Genomic DNA, 12634 nt, shown 5'->3' on the forward strand with positions numbered 1-12634 from the left:
TTGTGAACTGAGTGATGGCGTTAGCCTATGGTGTGATCGCGGAAGCCTTGGCGAGGGCGCTCCGGCCCTTACCGCCGCCCCAGCAAGCTCTTCATCCGCAGGCGCAGCAGGCGGGCCATGTTGCGGGTTTCGCGGTAGAGGTGCAGCTGCGAGGCGGCCTGGCGGGTAAGGCGGTCGGCGTCCGGCGTCAGCCCGATCACCAGTGTGCCCATCGGCTTGCGCTCGGTCCATAGGCGGCTCATCACCGGATGGTCGGGCATGGCGCAGGAATCGGTCATCATGATGTTGGGATCGTCGAGATGCTGCCTGGTCACCTCGATCATCAGCAGCGTGCCCGGCGAATAGGCGGCCAGCGTCTCGTCATAGGCCGTCTTCCACGTGTAGGCGACGCCGGCTTCGACGAAGACGATCAGACAGGCGATCGTGCGGCCGTCGAGCGTCAGCGAATGGATGCGGCACATGTCCTGTTCGGCCAGCCGGTGCACGGCTTCGCGGGCGAAGGCGGCGCGGTAGCGGTCGATCGCCATGGCGGTGCGCTCGCGGCCTTTCCAGCCGGCCGCTTCCAGCGTCAGGAAGCTCTCGATCGCATGGCGGATGTCTTCAGGCCCGCGCGCCACGTCATGCTCGAGTTTGCCGAGGTCGCCGAGGCGCCGCTTCAGGCGGCGGAACTCGCGGTAATGGTGCGAGCGCAGCGAGGCCTTCAGATACTCGTCCCCGTCAGCTTCGCTGTCCAGCGCCGGGCGCTGGGTCTGGCCGGTGGTGACCAGCATCAGGCCGCGCGTCTCGGCCACGGTGGCAAGCAGGCTCGCCAGCGGGCCATCGAGCCGGATGTCGGGCAGGACGAAGACTCTCGGCAGCTTGAGGTGCGGGCGCGACAGCATCGAGAAGAAATCCTCGACGACGCCGACCGGGTCGTCGCGGTCGACCAGCGGCGTGCCGAGCGGACCAAACGGGCTCGACCAGGTGCGCATGACCGGCACGCCGAGCGGTATCCCCGGCCGCTCCACCGAGAACGGCACCAAAAGCCGCAGCCGGTTGCGGTATTCGTCGCCGTCGCGGATCACCGCCAGCCGCACCTCGCGATCCTCCAGCCGGGGCATGGCCGGCGCCAGGAAACGCGGGTTGAAGAACACGTTCGGCTCGATCGTGCGGGTGCAGAGATAATCCAGTTCCTCGACCAGGTCGAAGCCGGCCGATGCCGGGTAGATGGCGAGTTTGCGCTCGGGCCGGTTGTTGGCGAGGATTTCGATATGGGCGGGGTCCGCGTCGCGGGTCAGCCCGGCGAGGCCTGACACCATGGCGCCGGCCGTGCCGCCGCTGGTTTCCTCGAGCAACGGGATGGCGGCCATCACGCGGCTCCTTTGGCGGGCACGAAGATCAGCATGACGATGCCGAGCTTGCGCCAGACCGTGAAGGACAGCGCGCAGGCTTCGAAGATCATCGCGAAGGCGGTGGCCATCGCCGCGCCCCACAGGCCGAAGAGCGGGATCAGCACCACGTTGAGGCCGATGTTGAAGGCCAGCGTCATGGCGTAGACGGCGGCGCAGATGTTCTGGTTGCCGCTCATCGTCAGCAGGCTCTCGCACGGACCGACGGCGGCGCGGGCCACGACGCCGAAGACGAGCAGGAACAGCAGCGGATAGCCACTGCTGAATTCAGGGCCGAACAGCACCAGCATCGGTTCGCCCAGCGCCAGCACCAGCAACGCCATCAGCAGCGACGGCCAGAACGTCCACGACACCGTCTCGCGGGCGAAGGCGGCGAGCCTGTGCGGCTCGCCATGGGTGAACTGCGCATAGCGCTGGGCAACGCCGGCCTTGACGGCGAAATAGACGAAATGCACCAGCGCGAGCGTCTTCACGGTGGCGAAATAGACGGCGACGTCGTTGGGATCCATATAGGCGCCGACCATCAGCACGTCGGCATTGGTGAGCAGGAAGAAGAAGCTTTCGACCAGGAAGATCGGCAGCGACACGATGAACCACTGCGCGAAATGCACCTTGATCGGCCCGGCCGGGATCTGCTTTTCCATGCGCTGGGTGACACCGATGAGCTGACCGAGCGTGGTGACATAGGTGGCGGCGATCGAGGCGAAGATCGCGGTCCTCGCATCGGGCGCGTAGCCGGCCAGCAGCATCAGCGCCATGAACAGCAGGATCAGCACCGGCCGCACCAGATAGGTCGGCGACAGGGCAAACAGCGCCCAGCTGTTGGCGCGTGCCAGTCCGGACAAAAGGTCGGACATGGCAATCATCGGCAGGCAGATGACGCCGAGGATGAACGGTATCACGTAGTAGTTCTCGATCCACGGCGCGGCCAGCCAGACGCCGAGTGCACCGAGCCCGGCGATGAGCGTGGAGGCGATCAGCACGAACAGCCGGCTGGCCAGCACGATGCCGCGCAGTTCGGCCAGCATGTTGCGTTCGCGGTATTCGGGAATGAAGCGGATCACAGAGGTGTGGAAGCCGAGGCAGGCGAGGTTGCCGACGATGACCATCGTCACCCAGACGAGGACGAAGATGCCGTATTCGAACGAGCCCATCCAGCGCGCCATCAGCACCTGGCTGACGAAGGCGATGACGGCGCTGACGATGCGGATGGAGAAGGCGATGACCGACATGCGGCCGGCTTCGCCGCGCTCGTCGGCGGTGAACAGCACGGCGTCGATGAGGCCAAGCAACGGTCTCATGCGCAGCGCCAAACGCTGCGGCAAGAACCGCCCGGCTGTCGTGGCCGCGGAAAAGCGCACCCCGATTACTCTCCGTTTTCCGCTTCTTTTCAGGCTTTGGTGTAGCGAAAACACATTAAGAAACGGTTGGGTGAGGAGCGGTCCGCGCAGCGGACGAAAAGCCAACGATTTGGCTTTTCGAGCGACGAACGCCCGGAGCCGTAGCGGAGGGCCGGCAAGCCGCCGGTGCGCGGCACGCCCATTCGTCATGCCGGTGGCATGACGAATGGCGAGCGAAAGCCGGGGAGTTGCCGGAGGCAACGGGGCCCCGGTCCGGGGGGCAGCGCGCCTTAGCGGACCAAGTGGCGAGGTCGGTCAATCAGGAGAGCCGGCGCCGCCCCTCATCCGGCCCTGCGGACCACCTTCTCCCCGTGAACGGGGAGGAGGAAGAGAGCGCACTTACGCGAATGCGCCGTGGCAGTGCTTGTATTTCTTGCCGGAGCCGCAGGGGCAGGCCTCGTTGCGGCCGATCTTGCCCCAGCTAGCCGGGTTGTTGGGGTCGCGGTCCTCGGGAGCGACGATCGCGGTCGTCTCCGGGCGGACCAGCAGCGCCGTCTCGCCACCTTCGAAATCATTCTCGCCGGTGGTGCCGTCGATATGGGTGCCGAACATGTCGGGCGCTTCGGGCGGCGGGGCTTCGGCGGCCTGGCGGACCAGTTCGACGCGCATCAGCTGCGCGGTGACGGCCTGGCGCAGATTGCCCAGCATTGCCTGGAACAGCTCGAACGCCTCGCCCTTGTATTCCTGCAGTGGATCGCGCTGGGCGTAGCCGCGGAAGCCGACGACCGAACGCAGATGGTCGAGATTGACGATGTGCTCGCGCCACAGATGGTCGAGCGTCTGCAGCACCACCGAGCGCTCGACATAGGTCATCACCTCGGGGCCGAAGCGCTCGGAACGCTCCTTGGCGGCGGCGTCGGCGGCCTGCGTGATGCGCTCGCGGATGTCGTCCTCGGCGATGCCCTCTTCCTTGGCCCAGTCGTCGACCGGCAGGTCGAGATTGAGGAATTCGGCGACCTCGGCCTTCAGCCCGGCAACATCCCACTGCTCGGCATAGGCGTTTTCGGGGATGGCCTTGGCGACGATCTCGTCGATGACGCCCTCGCGCATCTCGGCAATGATCTCGGTCAGGCCCTCGCCATCCATCAGCTCGATGCGCTGCTCGAACACCACCTTGCGCTGGTCGTTGGAGACGTCGTCATATTTCAGCAGGTTCTTGCGAATGTCGAAGTTGCGCGCCTCGACCTTCTTCTGCGCCTTTTCCAGCGCCTTGTTGATCCACGGATGGATGATCGCCTCGTCTTCCTTGAGGCCGAGCTTCTGCAGCATGCCGTCCATGCGCTCGGAGCCGAAGATGCGCATCAGGTCGTCCTGCAGCGACAGGAAGAATTTCGAGCGGCCGGGATCGCCCTGGCGGCCTGAACGGCCTCTGAGCTGGTTGTCGATGCGGCGCGATTCGTGGCGTTCGGTGGCGAGCACGTAGAGTCCGCCGGCGGCCAACGCCTTTTCCTTCAGACGCTCGACGTCGGCGTTGATCTCTTTTTCCCGTGCCTCGCGCTCGGGTCCGTCCGGCATGTCGCCAAGCTCGTCGGCGATGCGCATCTCGGCATTGCCGCCGAGCTTGATGTCGGTGCCGCGGCCGGCCATGTTGGTGGCGATGGTGATGGCGCCCGGCTTGCCGGCCTGGGCGACGATCGCCGCCTCGCGTTCGTGGTGGCGGGCGTTCAGCACCTCGAAATCGGTGAAACCTTCCTTGCGCAGGCGGTCGGCCAGCTGTTCGGATTTCTCGATCGAGGTCGTGCCGACCAGCGTCGGCTGGCCCTTGGCGCTGGCTTCGCGGATCTCCCTGACGATCGCCTTGTATTTCTCCTCGACCGTCCGGTAGACCTCGTCGTCCTCATCCTTGCGGATGACCGGCAAATTGGTCGGGATCTCGGTGACGTCGAGATTGTAGATGTTGCCGAATTCCTCGGCCTCGGTCAGCGCCGTGCCGGTCATGCCGGAAAGCTTCTTGTAGAGGCGGAAATAGTTCTGGAAGGTGACGGAGGCGAGCGTCTGGTTCTCCGGCTGGATCGCGACATGCTCCTTGGCCTCGAGCGCCTGGTGCAGGCCTTCCGAATAGCGGCGGCCCGGCATCATGCGGCCGGTGAATTCGTCGATGATGACGATCTCGCCGTTGCGGACGATATAGTCCTTGTCCTTCTGGAACAGCCGGTGCGCCTTCAGCGCGTTGTTGACATGGTGGACGATGGCGACGTTCTCGACGTCATACAGCGACTCGCCCTTGAGCAGGTCGGCATCGCGCAGCAGGTTCTCGAGCTTCTCGGTGCCTTCCTCGGTGAAGATCGAGGTCTTCTGCTTCTCGTCGATCTCGTAATCCTGCGGCTGCAGCTGGATGATGAAGGTGTCGATGGTGTTGTACATTTCCGAGCGGTCCTCGAGAGGACCGGAAATGATCAGCGGCGTGCGCGCCTCGTCGACTAGGATGGAATCGACTTCGTCGACGATCGCGTAATTGTGACCGCGCTGCACCATCTGGGCGCGCTCGTACTTCATGTTGTCGCGCAGATAGTCGAAGCCGAGTTCGTTGTTGGTGGCATAGGTGACATCGGCGGCGTAGGCGGCGTGGCGCTCCTCGTCGGACAGGCCGTGGACGATGACGCCGACCGTGAGGCCGAGAAACTTGTAGACGCGACCCATCCATTCGGAGTCGCGGGTGGCGAGATAGTCGTTGACGGTGACGACGTGGACGCCGTTGCCGGCGAGCGCGTTGAGATAGACCGGCAGCGTCGCGACCAGGGTCTTGCCCTCACCAGTGCGCATCTCGGCGATGCCGCCATTGTGCAACACCATGCCGCCGATCAGCTGGACATCGAAGGGGCGCATGCCGAGCACGCGGCGCGCCGCCTCGCGGGCTGTGGCAAAGGCTGGTACCAGAAGGTCGTCGAGCGTGGCGCCGTTGGCGATGTCCTGGCGGAATTTCGCGGTGCGGCCGACCAACTCCTCGTCGGAGAGCGCCCGCATCTCGTTTTCCATGGCGTTGATCGCCTCGACACGGGGCCGGGTCGATTTGACCCGACGGTCGTTGGAGGAGCCGAAAACCTTACGGGCGAGACCGCCGAGACTGACCATCCAATGGTCCTTTCGATAGAATTCTCAATCTTTGAGATGGGCGCCGGCCGGCCCCATCAAATCCACGTGAACGCACCGCCTGAACACGGGCAAACACAAAAAGCGCCCGGAAAACGGTTCTGGACGCAAAGTCGTTGGACAGATAAGAGGGGGCTCAACTGATGTCAACGCCGCGCTGGCCCTGCCGGTCGCGCCAAATTCCGCCACAATCCGGCTGATCTGGAAACCTCCCCGCCCTCATAATCCCTTACCGGAGTCATCTTCATGTCCTTGTTGTTCCGCCGCGCGTCGCTCGCCAGCCTTGGTCTGGCCTTCGGCTTGTCGGCCCTTTCGCTGTCGCCGCTGATGGCGCAACAGACCGCTCCCGCCGCTCCGGCGGACGCAGCAGCACCTGCCGCGGCGCCGGTCGATCCGAATACCGTGATCGCCACGGTCAATGGACAGGCCTTGACCGAAGCCGACCTTGTGCTCGCCGAAGGTGAGTTGTCGCAGCAGTTCGCCCAGCTGCCGGCCGAGCAGCGCCGCGCCGCCGCCCTTTCGGCGGCCATCGAAATCCGCGTCATGGCCGCCCAGGCGGTCACCACCGGCCTCGACAAGGATCCTGACTTCCAGCGCCGCATGGCTTTCCTGCAGCAGCGCGCGCTGCATGGCGAGATGGTCGAGAAGGGCGTCGTCGACAAGGTCACCGACGCCGAGGTTCGTGCCCGCTACGACCAGGAAATCGCAAACACGCCGCCGGTCAACGAGGTGCATGCCCGTCACATCCTCGTGAAGACGAAGGAAGAGGCCGAGGCCATCATCAAGCAGCTCGACGGCGGTGCCGACTTCCAGAAGCTCGCCAACGAACACACCAGCGATCCCTCAGGCAAGACCAGTGGCGGCGATCTCGGCTGGTTCGGACCTGGCCAGATGGTGCCGGAGTTCGACAAGGCGGCCTTCGCGCTTCAGGTCGGCAAATACACCGAGCAGCCGGTACAGTCGCAGTTCGGCTGGCATGTCATCAAGCTCGAGGACAAGCGCACCAAGCAGCCGCCGGCTTTCGACGACGTCAAGGACCAAGCCAAGCAGGCGGTCATCCGCGACAAGTATTTTGCGCTGGTCAAGTCGCTGCGCGCCGGCGCCAAGGTCGAGATTCCGGATGCGAACCTGAAGAAGGCGGTCGAAACGCTGGAAAGCGCGAAGTAAGCCTGAAAGAATTTTCGAAAGGGCGCGGCAGCCTGGGGTTGCCGCGCCTTTTTTTCGGCTGGCGACAGCCGATTTACTTTCCGGGCACCGCTATGCCTCGCATCACGTAGTTGACTGTCTTGCGTATCGTCGCTTCGTCCTCGTCGAGCCGGTTGGTCAACAGATGCTTCCAGGCGAAGGAGGCGATCAGGTCGGCGACCAGCGCTGAATCAATGTCGGCGCCGATTTCACCCCTTGCCTTGGCGCGTTCGACGATCTCGCCGGTATGGGACCGTCCGCCCAGCGCATAGCCGGCAAGCGCCGCGGACGCCGCATCATCCGACTGCGCCTCGGCGATCAGCGACCGGAACACGCTGCCCGACGATGTCTCGCGCCAATGGGCGAACAGGCTTTTCAGGAAGCCGACCAGATCCTCCTCCAGTCGCCCGGTATCGGGAACATCGACGCGTTTCTGGCGCTGGTAGACCTCGAGCAGCAATGCGGCCTTGCTTGGCCACCAGCGGTAGATGGTTGGTTTGCCGGCGCGGGCCCGCCGCGCCACCGCCTCGATCGAGAAACCGGCATAACCGGCTTCGACCAGCACGGCCTCGGCGGCTTCGAGAATGGCATCGGCGCTGTCGGGATTGCGCCGCGCGCCGATCGATTTGCGTGCCGGATCGGCGTCTTCGGCCATTCCCGTCGTCCTCGCCAACAATTTCGCCGGCAATATACGTGACCCGGCGACCAAACGAAACGGCCCGTTTTCAAGCTTCTGGAAGCACGCGATAATGGCGGCAGGGCAACGAATCCGGGTTAACGGTTCTGTCGGAGCCTTCGCCGGCGCGTTGGTTGACGGAGCATCAAACGCAAAAACCCGCCTGTGCGGCGGGTCACTGGCGCAAATCAGCACCATGAACAAATATGTAGCATAGCTGCCCTCACTGGGGCAAGAAAAATTCCTATCGACGTGAAACGCGACCGGCACAGGAGCTGCCGACACCGCCGCACCGGCCGTCGGATGATGACTATTGCAGCGCTTGCGATGTCTCGGACTCGATGCGCCAGCCGCCGTCCGCCTTGACCAAGCCAAGCGTGACACGCGCCTTGCCGGTCAGGGGCGCCGCCGACTTGTCCTTCGGCACGTAGTCATAGCGCATCGCAAAGACGACCTCGGCGCGATCCTCGCCATGCGGAGTGACTTCCAGGCTGCCGGGCTCCAGGCCGAGCGACCAGGAGGCCCACTGCGCGAACCAGTCGGCCTTGACCCTGACGATGGCATCGGTGTCGTAGCGGGTGCCGAAGATGGTGGCGGAGGGGCTGTAGAGCCGCTTGACGGTCTCGTTCATCGCCTTGGTGTCCGGCGTCAGATAGTCCTTGCGCAGGAAATTCTCGATCGAGCCCCTGTCGTCACCCACCGAGCGCTCGAGCGCGGCAATTTCCGTGGGGGGTGCCGGAGCCGCCGCCGGCTTCTGCGCCTGGGCGGGCTGTCCGTCCGAGACGAACTCGAAGCGCTCAAGCAGCGAGCCCTGCTCCCAGGGGCGCTGGGCCTCGCGCGTTTGCGAAACCACGTCGCGGCGCACCGCGATCATCATGTCGTTGATGCTCTGGCCGGGCTCGGCGATGTGCCGCAGCAGAGCCTCGGCGAAGGGCGAGTTGCGCCCGCTTCCGTCCATGGCGACCGCACCTGGCGCGGTCGAGAAGGCGATGAAAGAGCCGCGCGTCGAATCGAACTGCGCCAGCCCGGCCAGCGCCGTCGCCGAGCGGGTGGTGGCGGTGCGGCTCAGGCTGCGGGCAAACGGGTTGTTGCGGCAGGCATCGAGAAACACCAGGCTGACCTTGGTCTGCTGTTCCATGATGTCGAGGACTTCGTCGATCGGCACGGCCTCGAGCTGCAGTTTGACCGGCATGTCGAGCCTGGCATCGACCGGCACGATGTAATTGCGGCCCTCGACCTGCAGGCCGTGGCCGGCATAGTAGAAAAGCCCGACGCCGGCGCCTTCGAGCGCATCGGAGAACTCGCCTATGCTGCGTTCGAGCTCGCGCTTGCCGAGATCATTGCCTTCGATGACCTCGAAGCCGATGGAGCGCAGCTTGTCGGCGATGTCGAGCGCGTCGTTGACCGGGTTGGCCAGCGTCCCGGCTTCGGCATAGGTACCGTTGCCGATGACAAGCGCCACGCGCCGTTGCGGCTGTGCATCGGCGCTCAGCAGCAAAAGTCCCAGAAATGCCCATGCGAGGATCGCCAGCCTGCCCATGGGGAAGATCATAACGCTAGAGGCCACGGCGACGCCAACAGATTTGAAATGCAGGCTTAATTCCGACTGGGTTGCCGCCCCCGGAGACAAGCGAAAACGCCCTTGCGCCCGGGCGTCGTATCGGGCAAACCGGCCTTCCCTTGCGATTTTCCCGCCCGAGGTCTCCATGTCCACGACGATTTCGCCGCTTGCGCCGAAGAAATACCCCAAGATGCCGACCATCGAGGGGGTGCGCATTGCCACCGCAGAGGCGGGGATAAAATACAAGAACCGCACCGACCTGCTGACCATGGTCTTCGATGAAGGCACCGCGGTCGCCGGCGTGTTCACGAAATCGAAGTGCCCCTCGGCGCCGGTCGATTTCTGCCGGCAGAATCTCGGCGCCGGCAAGGCGCGGGTGCTGGTCGTCAATTCCGGCAACGCCAACGCCTTCACCGGCAAGAAGGGGCGTGAGTCCACCGCCCTGACCGGCGAGGCGGCGGCGAAGGCGGCCGGCTGCAAGGCAAGCGAGGTTTTCCTGGCCTCGACCGGCGTCATCGGCGAGCCGCTCGATACCGGCAAGTTCAGCCATCTGCTGGCCGGACTGGTCAGCAACGGCAAGCCTGACCTGTGGACCGAAGCGGCAAAGGCGATCATGACCACGGATACCTATCCGAAAGTGGCGACCGCGACCGTCAAGCTCGGCGACACCGATGTCACCATCAACGGCATTTCCAAGGGCGCCGGCATGATTGCGCCCGACATGGCAACGATGCTCTCCTTCATCGCCACCGATGCGCCGATCGCCGCCCCTGTGCTGCAGGATCTGTTGTCGCGCGGGACGGCCAAGACCTTCAACGCGGTCACCGTCGACAGCGACACCTCGACCAGCGACACGCTGCTGATCTTCGCCACCGGCAAGGCCGCCAGCCGCGGCGCGCCTGGGATAACCGACCCGAAGGATGCGCGCCTCGGCGCGTTCCGCCGCGCGCTCGGCAAGGTGCTGAAATCGCTGGCGCTGCAAGTAGTGCGCGACGGCGAAGGCGCCCGCAAGCAGGTCGAAGTCACCGTCACCGGCGCCAAATCGGCGCGGTCGGCCAAGCGCATCGCGCTGTCGATCGCCAATTCGCCACTGGTCAAGACGGCGGTCGCCGGCGAGGATGCCAATTGGGGTCGCGTCGTCATGGCCGTCGGCAAGGCCGGCGAACCTGCCGACCGCGACCGGCTGTCGATCTGGTTCGGCGACAACCGACTGGCGCATGAGGGCGAGCGCGACCCCGGCTATTCCGAGGCAGCGACGTCGGCCTACATGAAGCGTGACGACATCCGCATCCGCGCCGATATCGGCATCGGCCGCGGCAAGGCGACGGTGTGGACCTGCGATCTCACCAAGGAATATGTCGCCATCAATGGCGATTATCGGAGCTGATGGTCTTGGCTTCCAAGCATCCGGCAAGCATGCTCGCGATCGTGCGCCGCTACGAGGCGGCCGGCTTTCGCGCCTGGCCGGCAGCGGCCGTCCACTATGACGGCACCTGGGTGGTGCGGCTGACCGCAGGCCATCCGGCCAAGCGGCTGAATTCGGTCAATCCGCTCGATCCCGGCGACACCCAGCACATTGCCGACCGTATCGGCCGCGCCAGCCGCCGTTTCGATGCCTATGGCAGGCCGCTGACGTTCCGCATGTCGCCGCTGTCTGGTCCCGATCTCGCCGGCCATCTCGACCGCGAGGGCTGGAGCCGGTTCGACGAATCGCTGGTGATGCGGCTGCCGCTGGGCGACGCGCAACTCGACGCCGCCATGGACCAGATCCCGCTGAAGGACATCAGCCGCTTCATCGGCGCGTCGCTGAAGGTCAGCGGTTCGGACGTTTCGCTGCGGCCCGGCCTGTCGGAGATCATCGGCGCCATCCAGCCCGAAGCCGGGTTGTTCGCGCTTGAAGAGGGGGCCGAACCGCTGGCGACGCTGATCTGCGTGCACGACGGCGATCTTGCCGGCCTGTTCGAGATCGCCACCGACAAGTCGGCGCGCAACAAGGGCCACGGCCGCAACCTGATTCTGTCGGCGCTGAAATGGGCGCGCCTGCGTGGCGCCCGCGAAGCCTGGCTGCAGGTCGAGGCCGGCAATGTGCCGGCGCTGGCGCTCTATCGTTCGCTCGGCTTCGATGAAGTCTATCGCTACCATTATCGCCGGCCGCCTGTTCATGAGTGAAATTGGGCATGAGTGATGTGACGATCGCCGGCAAGCGCCTGCTCCTGGTCGCCGCCTGCGCGCTGGTCGATGCCGATGGCCGGGTGCTGCTGGCACAGCGGCCCCAGGGCAAGCAACTTGCCGGCCTGTGGGAATTTCCCGGCGGCAAGGTCGAGCCCGGCGAAACGCCGGAACAGTGCATCATTCGCGAATTGCATGAGGAAATCGGCATCGAAACCGACATTCCCTGCCTGGCGCCGCTCACCTTCGCCAGTCATTCCTACGATGATTTCCACCTGCTGATGCCATTGTTCATCTGCCGCCGCTTCCGCGGCATCGCCCAGCCCAGGGAAGGGCAGGCGCTGAAATGGGTGCGGCCAAAGCAGATGCGCGACTATCCGATGCCGCCGGCCGATGCGCCGCTGATCCCGTTTCTCATCGATCTTCTTTGAAGGCGCCCGCTTGGCTGTCGGCCGAGGCGTTGTGTCAGCCAGCGTTAATGGAAGATTTATCTCGTCATGAAAAATTGAAGCAAGATCGTTTCGCGGCCGCGCCGCCGATTCGCTGGGGAGCGATAGCATGAGCCTAGATAGGGATTGGGACTCGATCCGGCCCGAGCGCAGCTTTCGCGCCGCCGACGCGGGCATGGGCATATTGCGCATCACGCTCTTGTTCGGTTCGGCCGCAGTGGCGCTGGCGCTGATCGCGATACCTTTCCTCGACAGCCAGACCCGCTCGCTATCGGCCCGCGATGATCTTGGCGGCGGACTCGACATGACGGCCACCGGATCGGTCAGCCATCGCGAAATCTATACGCTGCGCCGCAGCGTGTTGCAGCCGCAACCCAGTTCCGTCTGCATCATCAGGTCCAATGGCAGAAGCAGCGGCGACTGCTGACATGGTTAAGAGACTTGGGAAGGGCTGCGGTTTCACCGCCTGTTAAGCCTTTGCCGTTAACCTTTCTTAACAGATCGGCGGTAAGGTCCTGGCAAGAGGGATTGAGGTCATGAAAGCAGTGCTGCTGCGTTTTCTACAGGACGAGACCGGCGCCACGGCCGTCGAGTATGGCCTTATCGTCGCTGTGTTGTCGCTGACCATCGTCGGCGGCATCAGTCAGGTCTTCAACTCGATCACCTGGCTGTTCAGCGACAACGGCAGCAGGCTTGCGAACGCCTTCGCACCCTGA

Annotated in this window: 11 protein-coding genes; 6 read left to right on the plus strand and 5 right to left on the minus strand. The window is 64.6% G+C overall.

Features of this window, described 5'->3' with window-relative positions:
- Positions 1-68: 68 nt before the first annotated feature.
- The 3 genes from AC1RZR_RS09465 to secA form a co-directional block, all read right to left on the minus strand.
- On the minus strand, positions 69-1349 hold the full coding sequence (locus AC1RZR_RS09465; protein WP_481828339.1) for a GNAT family N-acetyltransferase: 1281 nt from the start codon (positions 1347-1349) through the stop codon (positions 69-71).
- On the minus strand, positions 1349-2749 hold the full coding sequence (locus tag AC1RZR_RS09470; protein WP_477269724.1) for a lipopolysaccharide biosynthesis protein: 1401 nt from the start codon (positions 2747-2749) through the stop codon (positions 1349-1351). The genes AC1RZR_RS09465 and AC1RZR_RS09470 overlap by 1 nt, the downstream gene beginning before the upstream one ends.
- Before the next feature lie 378 nt (positions 2750-3127).
- The gene (gene secA, locus AC1RZR_RS09475) at positions 3128-5860 is read right to left on the minus strand and encodes a preprotein translocase subunit SecA (RefSeq protein WP_481828340.1); all 2733 of its coding nucleotides are present in this window, start codon (positions 5858-5860) and stop codon (positions 3128-3130) included.
- 264 nt (positions 5861-6124) lie between these two features.
- Between secA and AC1RZR_RS09480 the strand changes: the two genes are divergently transcribed.
- A complete protein-coding gene (locus AC1RZR_RS09480) occupies positions 6125-7045 on the plus strand; it encodes a peptidylprolyl isomerase (protein ID WP_379103316.1) in 921 nt (306 codons plus the stop codon).
- 73 nt (positions 7046-7118) lie between these two features.
- Here the strand turns inward: AC1RZR_RS09480 and AC1RZR_RS09485 are convergent, their stop codons facing one another.
- Positions 7119-7718, minus strand: a complete 600-nt coding sequence (locus AC1RZR_RS09485; RefSeq protein WP_481828341.1) for a TetR/AcrR family transcriptional regulator — start codon at positions 7716-7718, stop codon at positions 7119-7121.
- Positions 7719-8049: 331 nt separating this feature from the next.
- A complete protein-coding gene (locus AC1RZR_RS09490; protein ID WP_481828342.1) occupies positions 8050-9279 on the minus strand; it encodes a caspase family protein in 1230 nt (409 codons plus the stop codon).
- A gap of 166 nt (positions 9280-9445) precedes the next feature.
- On the opposite strand from AC1RZR_RS09490, the gene argJ reads away from it, so the two are divergent.
- The 5 genes from argJ to AC1RZR_RS09515 all read left to right on the plus strand — a co-directional run bounded on the left by argJ (position 9446) and on the right by AC1RZR_RS09515 (position 12634).
- Entirely contained in the window at positions 9446-10687 is a 1242-nt protein-coding gene (argJ, locus tag AC1RZR_RS09495; protein ID WP_481828343.1) for a bifunctional glutamate N-acetyltransferase/amino-acid acetyltransferase ArgJ, read from the plus strand.
- 29 nt (positions 10688-10716) lie between these two features.
- Positions 10717-11469, plus strand: a complete 753-nt coding sequence (locus AC1RZR_RS09500; protein WP_477269876.1) for a GNAT family N-acetyltransferase — start codon at positions 10717-10719, stop codon at positions 11467-11469.
- Between the two features lie 8 nt (positions 11470-11477).
- A complete protein-coding gene (locus tag AC1RZR_RS09505) occupies positions 11478-11900 on the plus strand; it encodes a (deoxy)nucleoside triphosphate pyrophosphohydrolase (RefSeq protein ID WP_477269733.1) in 423 nt (140 codons plus the stop codon).
- A 127-nt stretch (positions 11901-12027) separates the two neighbouring features.
- The gene (locus tag AC1RZR_RS09510; RefSeq protein ID WP_481828344.1) at positions 12028-12345 is read left to right on the plus strand and encodes a hypothetical protein; all 318 of its coding nucleotides are present in this window, start codon (positions 12028-12030) and stop codon (positions 12343-12345) included.
- Positions 12346-12454: 109 nt separating this feature from the next.
- Positions 12455-12634 carry a Flp family type IVb pilin gene (locus AC1RZR_RS09515; RefSeq protein WP_477269737.1) on the plus strand — a complete coding sequence of 60 codons (180 nt, stop codon included), beginning with the start codon at positions 12455-12457 and terminating at the stop codon, positions 12632-12634.

The organism is Mesorhizobium bavaricum (assembly GCF_056781655.1).